Genomic DNA, 17,440 nt, shown 5'->3' with positions numbered 1-17,440 from the left:
GACTTTTGTGGAAATGAGCAAACCCATGCAACCATTACTAAATATTGCTGTTACTGCCGCACGTCTTGCCGGTGAGATCATTCTCCGGCATATAGAACAAGTGGATCGTCTAAAAATCACGCCCAAGAGTAGCGAAGAATACTTTAGTGAGGTCGACGTTAAAGCTGAGCAAGCCATTATTAATGCAATTCATAAGGCCTATCCAGATCATGGCATTATTGCAGAGGAAAGTGGGGTTTATAAAGACGATGCAGAAGCCGTGTGGCTCATTGATCCTCTAGATGGAACCACCAATTATTTGCATGGCTTTCCTTTTTTTGCAGTCTCCATCGCTCACCGTGTAAAAAATCGCATTGAACATGCCGTCGTTTATGACCCCCTGCGCCATGAATGCTTTTCTGCCAGCCGCGGTCAAGGAGCCCAATTAAATGAGCGTCGCATTCGTGTCTCTAAGAAAACACAATTGTCTGGAGCTCTCTTGGGAACAGGGTTTCCTTTTCGTAATGTAACCCTGGCTCAACGCTATTTGCCCATGTTTGAAGCATTAATTGGCAAATGTGCGGGTGTTCGCCGAACAGGCTCTGCAGCCCTTGATTTAGCTTACGTAGCAAGTGGACGATTAGATGGCTATTGGGAGCTTGGCTTGCGTCCTTGGGATGTTGCCGCTGGTTCACTCATCTTAAAAGAAGCAGGCGGTTTAATTAGTAGCTTACAAGGCGGAGAAGATTACATGAATAAGGGGGATGTAGTTGCTGGGAATCCAAAGATCTTCAAAGCGTTATTGCAAACGTTAATGCCAGTGGTTAAGGGTTGACCAGTGATCTCCCTTCACCCTACCCTCTCCACAGGGGAGAGGGAAAAGTACCGATCACATAGCAATAACTCAAGCCCTTACCCCTGGCTTTAACCCCAAGGCTTCAGGTAAATGATCAGCAAAAGCCGTTCCCAAATTCTTAGAGAAACGCTCAAATAACGTTGGCTTATAGGTGTAATCAACCACTTTTTCAAGTTGCATTTTTTCTCGGGCCAATTGACCACTGCTTGCAAAACCATCTATCAAACCCCGAGCCTTGGCTTGTTCACCAGTCCAGAAGAGACCAGAAAAAGTATCTTCATCAATGTGAAGTCGACTACCGCGTCCTTCTTTAACTCTGCTTATAAATAGTTGATGAATATTATCTAGCATCGTTTGTAAGAGTTGTACCTGTTGCGGTGTTTCAGGGGAAAAAGGGTCCAGAAACCCTTTGTTCTTCCCTGCAATTTGCAAGCGTCTGGTGATTCCCAATTTGTGCATTGCGTCAACAAAACCAAAACCATTAAAGAGCACCCCAATAGAACCCACAATACTGGCTGGGTTGGCATAAATCTCATCAGCGCCAGCGGCTACATAATAAGCGGCTGAAGCACACATATCGACACATACAGCATAGGTTTTAATATTTGGGTATTTGTGACGATAATACTGCAAAGTATTGTACATATAGTCGGCTTGCACTGGACTACCACCAGGACTATTGATGCGAAGAATTAAAGCCCTCAACCCTGTACTTTTATAGGCTGTTTGCATGCTCTTGGCAAAATTCTCCGCACTCGCTCCTTCCGTATCGAATATTGTTCCATTCACGTCAATTAAGCCAACATGAGGTTTAAGTTTTAGTGCTTTATCTTCATCGCCGTAGCTATACATTTGATAAATTAACAGAACAATAAAAAGAATAACAATACTGCGTATGACCCAGCGCCAACGTCGTTTGCGTTTCTGCTCACGCATGTATTCAATGACTATTTGATTTAACAATGTTTGTGAGTCAGGTTTATCCGTTGATGAGGTACTCTCTATTTGCATGCTATTACCACTTGATTTTTATAAATGAACCCTTATTTTACGGCAGGTACCAAGTATTTTAAACACTCATTTTAGAGAGGCTACTTTTATGCGGATGGACAAGCTCACCTCAAAGTTTCAAATGGCCTTGGCTGATGCTCAATCAATAGCATTAGGGCGAGATAATGGGTTTATTGAACCCGAACACGTTATGAAAGCCTTGCTCGATCAACAAGGGGGCAGTTGCAGACCCTTACTAACAAAAGCAGGTGTCAACTTGTCACAATTACGAACCCTAATCGATCAAGCCTTAGATAAGCTCCCCAAAGTTTCTGGTACAGGAGGGGACATTCACATCTCAAATAGTCTCGGACGTTTATTGAATCTCACCGATAAATTTGCGCAACAACGTAAAGATAGCTACATTTCAAGCGAGCTATTTATCTTGGCTGCGATTAATGAAGAAGGTAGTCTTCAGAAGTTACTAAAACAAGCTGGAGCGGATAAACAAACCATAGAGAAGGCAATTGATGACCTCCGTGGAGGTGAAACCATCAATGATCCAGGTGCCGAAGAGCAGCGTCAGGCATTAGAAAAATACACAATAGACTTAACCGAGCGCGCCGAACAAGGGAAACTTGATCCAGTGATTGGACGTGATGATGAAATACGCCGCACTATCCAGGTCTTACAACGTCGCACAAAAAACAATCCTGTTCTCATCGGTGAACCTGGTGTTGGTAAAACCGCCATCGTTGAAGGTCTGGCACAACGTATTGTGAATGGCGAGGTTCCAGAAGGATTAAAAGATAAACGCTTATTATCACTGGATATGGGGGCTCTTATAGCAGGGGCTAAATATCGTGGTGAATTTGAAGAGCGTCTAAAAGCTGTATTAAACGATCTTGCCAAGCAAGAAGGACAGATTATTCTTTTTATTGATGAATTACACACCATGGTTGGCGCGGGTAAAGCTGAGGGCGCAATGGATGCAGGCAACATGTTAAAACCTTCCTTGGCTCGCGGTGAATTGCATTGTATTGGAGCGACGACCTTAGATGAATACCGCCAATACGTTGAAAAAGATGCAGCTCTTGAGCGACGATTCCAGAAAGTATTAGTTGATGAGCCCAGTGTCGAAGACACCATCGCTATTTTACGTGGTTTGAAAGAACGTTATGAGGTTCATCATGGGGTAGAGATTACCGATCCAGCCATTGTTTCTGCAGCCACTTTGTCGCATCGCTATATTACAGATAGACAATTACCTGATAAAGCAATTGATTTAATTGACGAAGCAGCAAGCCAGATTCGTATGGAGATTGATTCTAAGCCAGAAAGCCTGGATAAGTTGGATAGGAGACTTATTCAATTAAAAATTGAGCGCGAAGCCTTGAAAAAGGAAAGTGACGAAGCCTCAAAAAAACGTCTCAAAGATCTCGAACAATTAATCAAAGAGTTAGAAAAAAATTACTCTGATCTTGAAGAAATTTGGAAAGCTGAAAAAGCCACCTTGCAAGGTGCCACCCAGATTAAAGAAGCATTGGAGCAAGCCAAACTTGAACTTGAGACAGCACGGCGTGCAGGCGATTTAGGACGTATGTCAGAACTACAGTATGGCCGTATCCCCGAACTTGAAAAACAATTAGCTCAAGTCTCAGAGGTCGAAACCAGTGAAACCAAATTGGTACGCAACAAAGTAACTGAAGAAGAAATCGCAGAAGTTGTTTCTAAATGGACAGGTATCCCAGTTGCCAAAATGTTGGAAGGTGAAAAAGAAAAACTGTTGCATATGGAAGAGGCACTACATAAACGCGTTGTTGGTCAAAGTGAAGCAGTTGACACTGTAGCCAATGCCATTCGACGTTCGCGCGCTGGCTTATCTGATCCCAAAAGACCCATTGGTTCGTTCTTATTTCTTGGCCCAACAGGTGTGGGTAAGACAGAACTTTGTAAAGCTTTGGCTGCTTTCCTTTTTGACACAGAAGAAGCGATGGTGCGCATCGATATGTCAGAATTTATGGAGAAGCATTCCGTTGCAAGAATGATAGGCGCTCCTCCAGGCTATGTTGGCTATGAGGAAGGTGGCTATTTAACTGAAGCAATTCGTCGTCGTCCTTATTCTGTTATTTTGTTGGATGAAATAGAAAAAGCACATGGCGACGTATTTAACATACTCCTGCAAGTCCTGGATGATGGTCGCTTAACGGATGGTCAAGGTAGAACCGTTGATTTTCGTAATACGGTGATTGTAATGACCTCTAATTTAGGTTCCTCCTTAATCCATGATATGGGAAATAAATTAAATTATAATCAGATTAAAATCGCCGTTATGGATATCGTTGGTCAGCACTTTCGACCAGAATTTATTAACAGAATTGACGATACTGTGGTTTTTCATCCCTTGGACGAAAAGCAAATCGCCACTATTGCGTCAATTCAAATTGGTTATTTGCAGGAAAGACTTAAGCAGCAAAATATTTCCTTACAGGTTACACCTGAGTCCTTGGCTCATATAGCAAAAGCAGGATTTGACCCTGTATATGGTGCAAGACCTTTAAAAAGGACGATTCAGCAAAAACTTGAAAATCCATTAGCACAAGATCTGCTCACAGGTAAATTTAAACCGGGAGATACGATTAAAATATCCTGGAAAGATGAGCACTTACAGTTTCAAGCAGCTTAAAGGGGAGAGGCACTTTTTTCCCTCTCCCCCTGTGGGAGAGGGTAGGTTGCGAGGGCATTTTACACAATTAACAAGCAAGACTAGCCGTACGTTTCATTACTCGATTATACAGCTCAATCAAGTCCTGTCTCATATGCTCCTCTCCTGTATCAAGATTCCATGCTTTGCAATCCATCGCTGGTCTTCCTGGAATCTCGACATAAGTCTTAAAAGCCTCTAAAGCTAGAGCTATCGTATCATCATCCAATTGATTAACTCCTTTTGCACCCAGAGTATGATTGAGAGCATCTTTTAATTTGGGTCTTTCTGTTTTACATAAACTAAGGGCCATAACATAAGATCCGATTAAGACATAGTTGCTCGTGATGCTCAAGGCCTCAACCATATAGTCCTTAAAAGGTTTAATCCAATCCTCCTCAATTTGCACACCACTTTTTGTTACCCCTTGCCTTGGTAGACTAAGGATAAATATCTCCACAAAGATTTGATTTTTTGGTGTTTTTTTGGATCTAAGTAAACTGACAATGTCTTGTTTTGTTAAGTACGGTTCTGCCTTTAATTTCTCAAGGACGACTTCAGATAGCTCAGTGAAAATATCATCGACACCTTTGTCAGTTTCACGTAAAGCATGTGCCACTGATTTAACGAAGGCGATAATTTGCAATTGCTGCCTTATGGCTTGTGCTCCGATCTTTGCAACAGTAATGACTTGTTCTAATTTCTTATAAAACTCACCGTCCTCCTGAATATAGGGGAACAGGTCCCCAACTTTCTTATTGGTTCTACTTTTATCTGGTTGTCTTAAGTAAGCTAGATAGGCCTCGCAACAAGTCGCCAAGGTTTCATCATCCAATTCCAGTAAATGAAATTCTTCTTCTAACGTTCTAGATAAAGCGCTATTTTCCGGAGTGTAGCCAAGGAAAGAATACGCCACACCCTGATAAGAAACGGTGATCCGTTTATAACGATAAAATATTGCTCCCTGCAAAATATTTTGCGCTAGATTTATCTGCTCTTTTTCTCCCGCTTCAGGCAACTTTGGCAGTAGCTGGGCTATACATGCCGTCTGATCGCGACGTAGCTCAGGGTTTGAGAAACTAAACCAACTTGTTTTTTTGGTTATTTTTTCATCATATTTTTTCTCTAAGGCAGTGACTTTACTACGCAGCTCCTCATATCTGAGTGAAATGTAACGCTTGCAAAGTCGATTAAAATAGTCTTCCAGATCATCTGTTTTTTTTTGTAGGTCTGAATATTCTGGTACTATATAGCCCATATGATCTCCTTAAAAAAGGCTTTTAACACCTATTTTTGTCATTAAATCAGCAATTGTGGTTCCCCATGTCGAAGCGCTCGAAGTGCCGTTATTCATTTGCAATTGGATATTTCCTTGCATGTTATGGGGAAACGCTTCGTATAAGGCATTTATTTGTTGGTATTGATTCCTATACTCAAAGATCCAATGACAAAACGTTTGTAATGCTGCAAGACCTTTTTGACAAGTGCTCGGCCCTAGATCACTTAAGGACTCTGCATCAAGGTGTTCCTGAACCAATTTCAATAAAGGTCTATTTAAAAACCATTGTAATGGGCTGTTGTACTGATGCCAAACATAGACATACATCCCGAGCAGGACCCAATATTTAACTTCCTCAGTCACATTGGCCCCTGAATAAAAATCTAAACACTCGGCGGTTTGTTCAATCAGGTAAGCGTCATTTAATGATTGCATACTTAGAGGCGAGGGAAGGCAAGTAAAGAATAGTGCACCAGCTGGATATTTTCGTATAGAAGTGCGGCTTAATGACTCTGAGAACCCTTTTGCAGCCTGTTGCAAATTCTGAAATTTTGGCATGGTTCGCTCCTTGCAAGACTTCGCCCGCATACAAAACAGCGAGCCTGCTAACCCAAAGCCATCATCCTTGGGGACCTTCCTTTTTTATAACAATCTGCTAAAGAATTTGCAACATCAAATCAGACTTTAAACTTTAAATCAATTTGCGCAACCAAATGCTTGTGAATGCCATTAAAACCTCGATTACTCATAACCAACACAGCATCACCAGCACGAACTTCCTCAAGCACTGCTTGAACAATGGCATTTGTGTCCGGCAAGATTTGATAAGGACAGATCCAATCTTGAACCACATGAGCAAGACTAAAATGCTCAGGATTCAAAATATAGGCGTAATCAGCATCTTTTAATGCCTGCGCCATCGCTTCAGAATGAACACCCGATTTCATTGTGTAGGAAGCAAATTCCAGCACAACCAAAATCCTCTTATGCCGCGCGCTACCTTTTAAGGCATGAATTGTTTTGGTGATTGCTGTGGGATGGTGAGCAAAATCATCGTAAACGGTAATATCATGCCGATCTGCTTTCACTTCCAAGCGACGCTTAACGGGTTTAAATTCAGACAATGCGCGTGCAGCAACTTCAGGTTTAACACCCGCATGATAACTTGCTGCCATGGCAGCTAAACCATTTTCAATATTAAATGTACCGATCAAAGGCCAATGTACTTCTGCGACCACCACCCCTTCATGCCACACGCGGAAAGCCTGACCACTATCATCCAGGATCTCAGCCCGCCAAGTAGCCTCTCCCTTTAAAGCTAATTCTTCCACTTGAGAAAAAACACCTTGACTCAAAACTTGGTTTAGGGCAACGTCATCTCGAGGCTTAATCACTACTCCCTTACCCGGAATGGTTTTCAAATAGTAGTGAAATTGCTGTTGAATGGCTGCAAGATTGGCATAGATGTCAGCATGATCAAATTCGAGGTTATTTAGTATGGCAATCTCAGGACGATAGTGCATCAATTTCGGTCGTTTATCAAAGAAAGCACTATCATATTCATCTGCCTCGATGACAAACCATGGCCCATCCCCTAAATGCGCACTTGTGTTAAAGTTAGGTGCTACCCCACCAATGAGAAACCCTGGCTTTAAACCTGCATACTCCAAGATCACAGCAAGCATCGATGTCGTGGTTGTTTTTCCATGGGTACCAGCAACTGCTAGGACACGATAACGATGCAAGATATTTTCGGCTAGCCATTGAGGCCCTGAAGTAAAATTCTTTCCAGCATTAAGTACAGCCTCAAGCACAAGCATACCCCTCTTCATTGCATTACCAACAACCACACAATCTGCTTCTAATGCCTGCGTACTATCTTCATAACCTTCAGACCATTCAATTCCTTTCGCTGTTAACAGATCACTCACCGGTGGGTAACAATTAGCATCGCAGCCAGATACTTTAAAACCCGCTTCCTTGGCTAAAATCGCCAAAGCGCTCATAAACGTACCACTGATCCCTAAAATATGTATGTGCATGTTTTTCTCACCGCCAAAATGAAACAATTAAAACATTACAGGCCAACAATCCAAAACTTGCCAAAACAGATGTAAGGGTATCCGTCTCTAACGCATGTTTATAGATATGGGCCGTCACTAGGAATTGCCAAGCTGTTAAGACTAACGTCAACAGCAGATAAATAATTGCTAACAATAAAGCCGCTGTATTCGTTACATTTGCACTCGCAAGTATAGGGGTTACAAGTAGCAAGGGTATGGCAAATAGATGCACAATTAAATGACTTGCCAAAAGAGAGGTTAATGTCTTCACAACCCTGTTTGCTTTCCTATTCATCTTTAATATCAGAAAAGTAAAGATGAAGTAAGTTCCTATTAGACTGATACCAGTAGCAACTGATGTTGCAAGTTTAAATTGTCCTTTTATATCAACCATGAACCATTGCCACACCATCAACAAAAAAAATAACAGGGCAACAATAACCAGCAAGGGTATTGAGTAAGGGGTATTGGCCGGACTTTCTCTAAACGTAGAAACTTGCCAATAACGCTTAAGAAGTATATCCCACATGTCTAGTCCTATCTGGATAAAGGCTTATACTCAGTCTCTCAATTTTTTACCGAATTACCGTGGTCAAGCCACGGTAATTCGATGTTTTAAAAGTCAAGCATCAAGCGATAAAACTTGAAGATCAAGCTATACCTTGCGTTTTTTAATAATCTTCACTTGCTGAACCACAGGTTGTTTCCAAGGACCAGTGATCTTATAGGTATAACCACTAATTTTTTGCATACCATGATTAATTAATTTACTAGCCACCCAGGTTGCAATCCCAGCAATCGGGCCACCTGCAATCGTTGCAACAACAGGCAAACTGGCGGTAATATGAGGATTGACTTTTAAATCGAGATCATAGTATTGCTTAGCAATATCCAAATTACCTTTCATGCTCGCATACGCGACAGGACCATCGATATAGCTATCTTGGGTCGTCATTACCCCATTAGCTATACTGAAATTGCCATTAAATTCATCAAAACTATAGCCATCCTCTGATAAGTCACTAAAATCCAATTTAAGTCGTCTTGGGATCGTTTGCAGACTAAGTATACTTAGCAATTTCCCTAAGCCCAATTTCTCTTCTGTTTCTGGGCTTAGATTAGTAATTCGCCCATCTTTTAAACTAATACCCATTTCTCCATTTAACTTGGCTAATGAGAAATGATAGATGGGACCTGACCAACCGCCACGAAATTGAACCTCTCCTCGGTCTGCAGCCACCACTGGACTTACATTCCATTCTTCTAAACTTTTTGCCAAGTTAGTAATGTGCAAATCTGCTTGCAGTTTTGTTGTGCTTACCTTCCCGTCTTTCTGCCAACCACCTCTTGCACTAAGCTGATACGATGGCGACTTAATCTTACAATCATTGATTTGCCACTCATTTTTTAACGCGGTGGTTTTGATAGCAACCTCTCCAACCTCTAAGTCACCAAGCTCAAGGGAGGCTATCTGCAAATCAAGATTGGGCATATCTGCTGGTTTCAATTTGGCAATAGAACCATCTCTCAGGAGGTTTGTTTCTTGTTGTTGCAAATGTAATTTCTCAACCAAACCTCTCAAAGTATTACTTGCAGGATGATAACGCAAATTGGCAGCAATATTCTCTTGGTGCAAACGAATAGACCATTCACCTTTTTCTAATTTTTCTGCCTTAATAGATAAATCTTTATAACTTTGGTTAAATATTTTCGCTACCTGAAGTTTGATATCCACAAAATTTACAAGATCAGTCAACTCTTTCTGCTCGGTATTTTTGCTGATTTTTTCCTTCACCTTGAGCCATTGCTGTAAATCAAAATCAGATAAGGATCCCACAATTTGCAGACCATGGCGCTGTTCATATTCCGTATATTCCGTAATATTAGGATTACCTAATATAATTTTTCCTTTTTGCAATTCAAAGGTGCCCTTTACAGCTGAAAACCATAAATCACTACTTAGGCGATTATTATAATCAAATCTTAATCTGACCCCTTTTTTGGCATTAAAATCGAGATTGACTGTTAGCGGTGTCGTGTCATCAGCCATTTTTCCTAGAGGCGATGGCAAGTCGATAGCTAATCCACGCAAAGACGTTTGCACTTGCAAATGATCCAGGTCCCTTGGTTCATCAGTCAGAATAAGCAAACTCTCTAACCATAAAGACCCATGCATAAGAGAAAAAATAGGCAGTTTAAATTTATCTCGCAATACGGAAATATCCGTTTGTCCTTTAATTCTGACTTCTGTAGAGGGCGTTGGCGTACGGATGGATTTGATTAATAAGCTGACTGGATTGCCTAAAAGATTGGCTTTAAGGTTACTGCCAAGAATGCTTCTCTCATCAAATTGTAAGTTACCATTTAGATTGTTGAGTTCCACATCATCTAAACTGTGATGAACCTTCACATTGTTATTTTTGAAATCGATATTCCCTAAAGCCAAGACCTCATCATTTTCCGGATAAAGAGGAACTTCGACTTGGAGATCTAATTCTATTGGCCCCTGCATTTGCAGCATGTTTAGTGTGGATAATTTTTTCTTTAATGGAGACAAGTTTACATAGGCTAAAGCTTTTTTGGCCTGCGTTTCTGCTTTGGCGTGAACTAATAGCACTTCTTTATCCAAACCAAGATCACTTACCTGTAAATTACCTTTTTCGACGATAACATCCTGCAAATTGGCATGAACGATATTCGCTTCCAACGTTCGTTTATCCACATTCAGATACGCTTCAATGTCGCGTGTCATCGGCCACTTTGGAGCAAAATTCAAGTCTACTCCTGATAAATAACTTCTTATTGAAAAAATGCCTTGCTGTTTATCAAAAGGGAAATCTGCCATATTACCATTGATGATCAATTCCCCAGTTGCTTTGTCAATGTGTTTAACATCATTTTTCAGCCAAGCATTAAGCTTTGGCTTTAAACGTTTAGATGGGAGATAAGGTAACCATTTTTCTGCATTTTTAGCAGAAAATTGGGCGTGCAAACGCAGTGACCCAAGGGAATTCAGAGAGACATCATCAGCGACACCCTGCGCACTTAATAATAGACTAGTATGACTTAAGATAATGCGATCCATACTCACTCGTAAGCCATTCTCTAACTCCTTCCAGTCAATCACAGCATTGATCATAGAAAAAGTAATGGGTGTCTGCTTCTCAGGGACAAGAACCGTATTATTACTATCAATTTCCAAACGTCCTTCATTTGGCTGCCAATGGAGCACACCGTCAAGATTCTCTACTCCTGGGCGGCTATTGTTTGGCAACCAACCTAAATGAGCAAATCTGGTGAGGACATAATGCAACCCACTGCCATTTAACTTAAGCTGTGTGTCATGCAGTTCACCATGAGGCTTGCTAGTCAAGACATTATTCAATAGACCTTTTTCGGAATTCGCTGCAGAAACGGGGCACAGGGCCGCAGTGTATATGTCAGTATACGAGGATTCGAGCGCTGCAGCGAGAAAGCATCCCTCCGTTGCAGTAGAGTTTTGAAAGAAGTCGATTACCCCTGGCCAGGCGACAGCACTGTCAAATAAGGATTGTAGTAGGATATTTTTTACATAGATAAAATAATCTTGCTTATCTTCTTGGTATCGTATCAATAGGGAATTTTCTGGCCAAGAAGTGCCAGCCAAACGCAAGCCAATATGATCCCCAGATAATTGCCAACCATCCTTTGTAGGATTCCAGGCTAGATTAGCTTTCAAAGATTGTATAAATTGATCTTTTTTAAGATTACCGTCCGTGAATGACAAATGGTGAAAATGGAATATTCCCTGGACATTTGCAAATTTTCCCTTCTTAAAATCAGTCCATAATTGGATATCGCCTCTACCTCCGTTTAGCTTGAGGCGCGATTGCGGGAAAAATTTTTGCCATTGATTGGGTAAGAGATCTTGAACAGAGAAAAAAGCTTGCCCTGAAGCCCAATTTAAATGCTCGGAATCCAACCTGAGATCGGCGAGTAATTCAAACTTTGTTGGGATCGCTTGATTAAGATGAGCTTCACCTTTGATACGATAACGTCCAGAACGATTGGCAATGGTAAACTTCAGATCATCCAAGGGAATAACACTACCATCTAAAAGATAAACATGGGCGGATAACTCTTTGATAATTATCTTCTGTTGTGCTAGTACCCATGACAAGACGGGTTTTAAGGACGCTGCATCCATGGCCATATTTTGTTTATTGGTAACGCCATCCACCTGCCAGCCTTGAGCTGTTTGATGTAAGCTCAAATGCAGATCATCGATAAACAGCACTCCAGGTTGAATTTGCCAATGCCACAAAGAGCTAAATAAGTTAATACCCACAAATAGCTTATTTAATTTAATGACTGTCTTTGTGCCATCCAGAACTGCAACTTGGTTTAATTTGATAACAGGTTCAAACCAATACCAACCTGTTTCCATGGTCCGTATGCTTACAGGTTCGCCAAGCAATGTTGATAAATGCTGCTCGATTTCCGTTTTGTATTGTTTTGCCCATGGAGTTAAGGCACGAAAAAGGCTGGAAATTACCGCGGCAGTAATAATTAGGATAGCTAAAGGCATCCAGCAACGTTTGAGAAATTTATTCACCGCGCTTGTTCAGTTAATTACAAACCTTTACTATACCACGCTTTTACGTGTACTTATCAATTTCTTTCTAATTTGCCCCGTTTTTCCTTCATTTTTACTGAAATTAGAAGCCTTTCGTCATCTTGAGCTGAAAGCCTTGATTTTAGGCATAAAGTTGGGCCTTTGCTTGAAGAAACTTAAATGATAGCTCCAATCCCACATTATAATATTCCCATATTGGAATAATCCCCACCTTGTAGCATACTACTATAAAAAGCATTATTGGAGAACTCTATGACCGCAAAAATGTTACGACCAGACTCTAAAGGACGTATAACCTTAGGTTCCATAGCTAGAGGCATTAGCGGTTATGCTATGCACCAAGAACCAAATGGTACCGTTATTTTAGAGCCTTTTGTCGAAATTCCTGCGAAAGAGAAATGGCTTTTTGAAAATACCTCAGCCTTACAAAAAGTACAGACAGGATTAACTCAAGCAAAAAATAAAGAGCTGATTGATAAAGGTAGCTTTTCCCAATTTGCTGACGATGAAATCGAGTAGTGAATGTTTAAACTATTATTCACTACACAGGCAAGCCAAGATTTTGATCTTTTAGCGAATGATCCATCTTTACATAAGCGCTTTAAAGCAGTCAGAAAAGCATTAGGTTATTTGGAAAGAAATCCTCCGTACCCAGGTTTGAATACTCATAAATATTCTTCTTTGCAAGGTCCCTCTGGTGAAGAGGTATTTGAGGCATATGCAGAAAATAATACGCCTGTAGCCTATCGGATTTTTTGGTATTATGGACCGAATAAAGAACAATTTACTATTATTGCCATCCCCCTCATCCATGATCAAATAACTAATAAAATAGGACATTTACTATAAATTTTCAGGGAGGAGTGATGTCATCGGAATTATTAAATCGCCGAAATTTTCTCAAAAAAAGCTGCCCTCCTCATTGGCGGTTCATTATTGGCCAGCCCTTACTGTGGCTAAACCCATGTTTAGTTCAGAATGTGCATGTTACTGGCTTCGATTTACTTATTGATTAGGAGCGCAGGACAATGGTCTATTGATGCTTGGATTTTGCAACAACCTCATCAATTAAAGTAGCAATCAAGTAATTGAACAATTAATGTTGAGAAAAAATAATGAAGACCAACCCACAACAAAAGGCACTGAAGCGCGAATTAGGAGTATGGGGAGCAACCATGATGGGCCTTGGTTCTATTGTGGGTACGGGTGTCTTCGTGAGTATTGGCGTAGCTGCCGGTGCGGCAGGTCCTTCTGTTATTCTTGCTATTGCCTTAGCAGCCGTTGTAGCAACATGTAATGCTTTCTCAAGTGCGCAGCTTGCAGCCAGTCATGCGGTCAGTGGCGGAACCTATGAATACGGCTATCGTTACCTTCATCCTTGGCTCGGTTTCACAGCTGGCTGGATGTTTTTATGTGCTAAAATGGCTTCAGCAGCAACCGCTGCTCTCGGATTTGCGGGTTATTTGTTGCATTTATTGGGATTTAATTCAATCTCAATCATTCCAATTGCTGTCAGCATAACAGGTGTATTAACACTCCTGGTTCTCAGTGGTCTAAAACGTTCCAATTGGGCAAATAGTGTTATTGTATCGCTGACATTAGTCTCACTTTTGGTCTTCGTATTATTTGGGTTACCTGATTTCTTTCGTTATGGTGCATCGAATCTCCTGCCTTTTTTCCCGCAATCAAAACAAGAGGGCTTTAGCGGCTTCTTCTACGCAACCGCTTTAATGTTTGTCGCCTACACGGGTTACGCACGCATAGCTACCCTTGGCGAAGAGGTAAAGAATCCACGACGTTTCATCCCTCGCGCAATTGTAATTACCCTTATTATCAGTGCCCTTCTATACATCACAGTTGGCTCAGTTGCAGTTGGTTCTGTCGGAGCTTCTCGTCTTGCAGCAGTTACCCAAAGTCGAGCAACCCCTCTTGAGATTGCAGCGACCTCTATAGGCACGCCAGGACTTAGCAAACTAGTAGCTCTAGGAGCCTGTACTGCCATGTTAGGAGTTTTATTAAACCTTATTCTGGGATTGTCTCGGGTGGTTCTGGCAATGGGGCGTAAAAGAGATCTCCCTCCCCTATTTGGCCATGTTTCAGAAGAAGGCCGTGTGCCGTCAGCAGCAGTAATTGGTATTGGGGTCGTAATCATCGGTCTATCTTTAACAGGTAGCGTTGAGACCACCTGGGCATTTAGTGCCTTTACGGTATTAATTTATTACTCAATCACCAATCTCGCCGCTTTGCGTCTTGCCAAAGAGGATCGCCTGTATCCTAATGCGTTTGCTATAGGAGGACTTCTATCTTGTCTTTTTTTGGCCTTTTGGGTTCCAATGATGATTTGGATCTTTGGCTTAGGTCTGATGGGTATTGGCCTTTTATGGCATCTCCTAGCAAGCCACCTATGGCAGCGTAAATAAAATGAGTATTGTTCCTACACGGAATAACCTTCTTCACGCATCTTAGCCAGCTTATAACGCAACGTACGCTCACTTACCCCCAAGATAGCCGCTACTTGTTGACGGTTACCATTATGCTCTTTCAGTGTTTGTAGGATGAGCTCAAATTCATGATTTTGCAGACTCTTACCCTCGATCTTTTTCGTCTCCATCTTACGAGCGGCGACAGCTCCATCATTGTTTTTCGGAAGCTGCAGATGAGGAACTTCAATAACCCCATGAGTTTGCAACACTAATGCACGTTGAACGACATTATCTAATTCCCGTGCATTTCCTGGCCAACTATATTCTAAAAGGGCTTGCTTAGCTTCCTCACTCAAGATCGGTATCACTGGATAATTATTCTGACAATGACGACGAATAAGGTAATTAGCTAACGGAATAATGTCACAAATTCTTTCCCTTAAGGGCAACCAGTGCAGAGGAAAAACATTTAAGCGATAGAACAAATCCTCACGAAAACGACCATCTTTTACTTCATCAAGCAATTTTCTATTACTCGTTGCTATCACTCTGACATCCAGTTGGATAAGTTTATTCGCACCTATCCTTTCTACCTCTTTCTCTTGTAGTACACGCAACAATTTCGCCTGCAAGGCCAAACTCATCTCACTTACCTCATCAAGAAGCAAGGTTCCCCCTTGAGCTTGCTCAAATTTACCTGGTGTGGATTTATAGGCCCCGGTAAATGCTCCTTTTTCATAGCCAAATAATGTTGCCTCGAGCATTTGCTCAGGAATCGCTGCGCAATTGATAGCAATAAAAGGATGCTGTTTTCGCGGGGAATGATCATGGATGAAATGAGCAAGAACCTCTTTACCAGTCCCACTTTCACCGCTAATCATAACCCCAACATCAGACTGTGCGACTCGTAGGGTCATGGACAATAACGCTTGGCTTTTTGGATCTTGCGCCACAGGCTGACTGTCATCATCCGTTAGCGGTTTAATATAGCGGTTTATTTTTTCGGTCAGTGAGTGAGCACTAAATGGTTTTTGCAAATAATCAACTGCTCCATTTCGCATGGCGGTCACTGCGTCTTCGACAGAACCATGAGCAGTCATCAAGATGACCGGAACACCAGGATTTCGACGCTGAATCTCTGCCAATAGTTGTTGCCCATCGATTTTATCCATGCGAATGTCACTGAGCACAATAGCCGGACTGTGACGTTCAAGCATGGCTAAAGCTTCTTTACCATCTTTCGCCGCCAAGTATGAGTGCCCGGCAAGATTCATTGTCTCTGCCAGAGCTTCTCTTAAAACAGGGTCATCTTCAACGATTAATACATCACTCATAGGTATAATCCTCTGTTTAAGGTAACTGCTCGCTCCCTATGTCGCCAACTTCCCGCGGCTTGACCGCGGGATCCAGCGAACTTGCCAGAGCTATGAATCCCGCGGCCAAGCCGCGGGAAGTCGGGAGTGAGCAAGTAATTACGTTTAAAGTACCATTATCCCGGTAGATTAATCGTGACACAACTCCCTTTTCCTGACAAAGAATCTAATGTTACCTCTCCACCATGTGCTTTTACCACTGCATTAACAACAGCCAGGCCCAATCCTGTACCTTGAGCCTTTGTTGTAAAAAAAGGAGCAAAGGCCTGAGATTTAACTTCATCTGACATTCCCACACCATTATCTGCTACTTTTAATTGCACACCTTTTTCACCAATTTGCTGAATCGTCAACGTGAGATGAGTGGCTTTAGCCTGTAGGGCATTGATTATCAAATTCAATAGAGCACCTGTTAGTGATTCAGCATGAAGTGAGATCTTACGTTCTCCTAAAGTATTATCGACAGTTAATTCCGCGGAATGGGCTGCAATTAGGTGCTTTGCTCTTGCTAACAACTCCTTCGTCCACTCTTGAATCTCTGTCAATGTGGGCTCAATGGTTTCGCCTCTTGCAAATAGCAGTAAATCATGGATCTGTTGCTCTATACTGGCGTGGCATTCCTGCAAGCGAGCTATCCATTGTAAACAACGAGCATCCATAGAGGGGTGCATACCTAAGTGCTCTGTATAAAGAATTGCTGAGGATAAAGGCGTTCTAATCTGATGCGCCAATTGCGCTGTCATTCGTCCAATGGCAATCAAGCGATGTTGATTCGCCCTGGCTTGCTCATAGGCGCGCGTAGCAGTTAAATCAGTTAAGGTCACCAACTGACCAGGTAAACTATCGATAGAAGAAATAGCAACCCTTACCCTACGACCATCCACAAGTGACACTTCATGACCATCATCTTCCCGTGGTGCAAAAACTTGATCAATCACATCCCGCCATGCAGCTCCCTGCAGGTTAGAACCTAACAACCCCTCTGCAGCTGAATTTAACCAAACGATGCGTCCTTGGGTGTTCAAGACCAAAAGACCACAAGGTAAACAGGCAAGAATATCTTGCTCCGGTAAATTAATAGATTCTTTATGTTGATTCTTAGTCTGCATGAGTGCTAGGCTGTTAGTCGTCTATTAAGACTGTAACAAAATTTTAACT

13 protein-coding genes are annotated in these 17,440 nt (G+C 41.8%); 5 read left to right on the top strand and 8 right to left on the bottom strand.

Going from position 1 to position 17,440, the window contains the following annotated elements:
• Positions 1 to 25 precede the first annotated feature (25 nt).
• Positions 26 to 814, top strand: a complete 789-nt coding sequence (locus CKV79_RS03960; RefSeq protein WP_028372899.1) for an inositol monophosphatase family protein — start codon at positions 26 to 28, stop codon at positions 812 to 814.
• A 69-nt stretch (positions 815 to 883) separates the two neighbouring features.
• On the opposite strand, the gene CKV79_RS03955 is transcribed toward CKV79_RS03960, so the two are convergent.
• Positions 884 to 1,846 carry a S49 family peptidase gene (locus tag CKV79_RS03955; protein WP_028372900.1) on the bottom strand — a complete coding sequence of 321 codons (963 nt, stop codon included), beginning with the start codon at positions 1,844 to 1,846 and terminating at the stop codon, positions 884 to 886.
• Positions 1,847 to 1,934: 88 nt separating this feature from the next.
• Between CKV79_RS03955 and clpB the strand changes: the two genes are divergently transcribed.
• On the top strand, positions 1,935 to 4,511 hold the full coding sequence (gene clpB / locus CKV79_RS03950; RefSeq protein ID WP_028372901.1) for an ATP-dependent chaperone ClpB: 2,577 nt from the start codon (positions 1,935 to 1,937) through the stop codon (positions 4,509 to 4,511).
• 67 nt (positions 4,512 to 4,578) lie between these two features.
• Here the strand turns inward: clpB and CKV79_RS03945 are convergent, their stop codons facing one another.
• The 5 genes from CKV79_RS03945 to CKV79_RS03925 all read right to left on the bottom strand — a co-directional run bounded on the left by CKV79_RS03945 (position 4,579) and on the right by CKV79_RS03925 (position 12,438).
• Positions 4,579 to 5,787, bottom strand: a complete 1,209-nt coding sequence (locus tag CKV79_RS03945; protein WP_028372902.1) for a hypothetical protein — start codon at positions 5,785 to 5,787, stop codon at positions 4,579 to 4,581.
• Between the two features lie 9 nt (positions 5,788 to 5,796).
• Complete coding sequence (locus tag CKV79_RS03940; protein WP_028372903.1) at positions 5,797 to 6,366, bottom strand: hypothetical protein; 570 nt, start codon at positions 6,364 to 6,366, stop codon at positions 5,797 to 5,799.
• 119 nt (positions 6,367 to 6,485) lie between these two features.
• The gene (mpl, locus tag CKV79_RS03935; protein WP_028372904.1) at positions 6,486 to 7,850 is read right to left on the bottom strand and encodes a UDP-N-acetylmuramate:L-alanyl-gamma-D-glutamyl-meso-diaminopimelate ligase; all 1,365 of its coding nucleotides are present in this window, start codon (positions 7,848 to 7,850) and stop codon (positions 6,486 to 6,488) included.
• Between the two features lie 7 nt (positions 7,851 to 7,857).
• A complete protein-coding gene (locus CKV79_RS03930; protein ID WP_035915255.1) occupies positions 7,858 to 8,400 on the bottom strand; it encodes a hypothetical protein in 543 nt (180 codons plus the stop codon).
• Between the two features lie 126 nt (positions 8,401 to 8,526).
• A complete protein-coding gene (locus CKV79_RS03925) occupies positions 8,527 to 12,438 on the bottom strand; it encodes a YhdP family protein (protein WP_051546122.1) in 3,912 nt (1,303 codons plus the stop codon).
• Positions 12,439 to 12,738: 300 nt separating this feature from the next.
• Between CKV79_RS03925 and CKV79_RS03915 the strand changes: the two genes are divergently transcribed.
• The 3 genes from CKV79_RS03915 (at position 12,739) to CKV79_RS03905 (ending at position 14,906) form a co-directional block, all read left to right on the top strand.
• Positions 12,739 to 13,005, top strand: coding sequence for a hypothetical protein (locus tag CKV79_RS03915; protein WP_028372907.1), 267 nt, complete (start codon positions 12,739 to 12,741; stop codon positions 13,003 to 13,005).
• A gap of 3 nt (positions 13,006 to 13,008) precedes the next feature.
• On the top strand, positions 13,009 to 13,335 hold the full coding sequence (locus CKV79_RS03910) for a hypothetical protein (RefSeq protein WP_051546120.1): 327 nt from the start codon (positions 13,009 to 13,011) through the stop codon (positions 13,333 to 13,335).
• 266 nt (positions 13,336 to 13,601) lie between these two features.
• The gene (locus CKV79_RS03905) at positions 13,602 to 14,906 is read left to right on the top strand and encodes an APC family permease (protein ID WP_028372908.1); all 1,305 of its coding nucleotides are present in this window, start codon (positions 13,602 to 13,604) and stop codon (positions 14,904 to 14,906) included.
• A gap of 14 nt (positions 14,907 to 14,920) precedes the next feature.
• On the opposite strand, the gene CKV79_RS03900 is transcribed toward CKV79_RS03905, so the two are convergent.
• Together CKV79_RS03900 and CKV79_RS03895 are read right to left on the bottom strand one after the other, a co-directional pair.
• The gene (locus tag CKV79_RS03900) at positions 14,921 to 16,243 is read right to left on the bottom strand and encodes a sigma-54-dependent transcriptional regulator (protein ID WP_028372909.1); all 1,323 of its coding nucleotides are present in this window, start codon (positions 16,241 to 16,243) and stop codon (positions 14,921 to 14,923) included.
• Between the two features lie 155 nt (positions 16,244 to 16,398).
• Complete coding sequence (locus CKV79_RS03895) at positions 16,399 to 17,391, bottom strand: sensor histidine kinase (RefSeq protein WP_028372910.1); 993 nt, start codon at positions 17,389 to 17,391, stop codon at positions 16,399 to 16,401.
• Between the last annotated feature and the right edge of the window lie 49 nt (positions 17,392 to 17,440).

The organism is Legionella lansingensis (genome assembly GCF_900187355.1).
GTDB classification, from domain to species: domain Bacteria; phylum Pseudomonadota; class Gammaproteobacteria; order Legionellales; family Legionellaceae; genus Tatlockia; species Tatlockia lansingensis.
This window is presented reverse-complemented; position numbering and strand designations above follow the sequence as displayed.

Excerpts from the sequence above, each read along its gene's own strand:
- mpl (WP_028372904.1), bottom strand. The coding sequence starts at position 7,850 with ATGCACATACATATTTTAGGGATCAGTGGTACGTTTATGAGCGCTTTG.
- CKV79_RS03955 (WP_028372900.1), bottom strand. The coding sequence starts at position 1,846 with ATGCAAATAGAGAGTACCTCATCAACGGATAAACCTGACTCACAAACA.
- CKV79_RS03930 (WP_035915255.1), bottom strand. The coding sequence starts at position 8,400 with ATGTGGGATATACTTCTTAAGCGTTATTGGCAAGTTTCTACGTTTAGA.
- CKV79_RS03940 (WP_028372903.1), bottom strand. The coding sequence starts at position 6,366 with ATGCCAAAATTTCAGAATTTGCAACAGGCTGCAAAAGGGTTCTCAGAG.
- CKV79_RS03915 (WP_028372907.1), top strand. The coding sequence starts at position 12,739 with ATGACCGCAAAAATGTTACGACCAGACTCTAAAGGACGTATAACCTTA.
- CKV79_RS03960 (WP_028372899.1), top strand. The coding sequence starts at position 26 with ATGCAACCATTACTAAATATTGCTGTTACTGCCGCACGTCTTGCCGGT.
- CKV79_RS03900 (WP_028372909.1), bottom strand. The coding sequence starts at position 16,243 with ATGAGTGATGTATTAATCGTTGAAGATGACCCTGTTTTAAGAGAAGCT.
- CKV79_RS03925 (WP_051546122.1), bottom strand. The coding sequence starts at position 12,438 with ATGCCTTTAGCTATCCTAATTATTACTGCCGCGGTAATTTCCAGCCTT.
- clpB (WP_028372901.1), top strand. The coding sequence starts at position 1,935 with ATGCGGATGGACAAGCTCACCTCAAAGTTTCAAATGGCCTTGGCTGAT.
- CKV79_RS03945 (WP_028372902.1), bottom strand. The coding sequence starts at position 5,787 with ATGGGCTATATAGTACCAGAATATTCAGACCTACAAAAAAAAACAGAT.
- CKV79_RS03905 (WP_028372908.1), top strand. The coding sequence starts at position 13,602 with ATGAAGACCAACCCACAACAAAAGGCACTGAAGCGCGAATTAGGAGTA.
- CKV79_RS03910 (WP_051546120.1), top strand. The coding sequence starts at position 13,009 with ATGTTTAAACTATTATTCACTACACAGGCAAGCCAAGATTTTGATCTT.
- CKV79_RS03895 (WP_028372910.1), bottom strand. The coding sequence starts at position 17,391 with ATGCAGACTAAGAATCAACATAAAGAATCTATTAATTTACCGGAGCAA.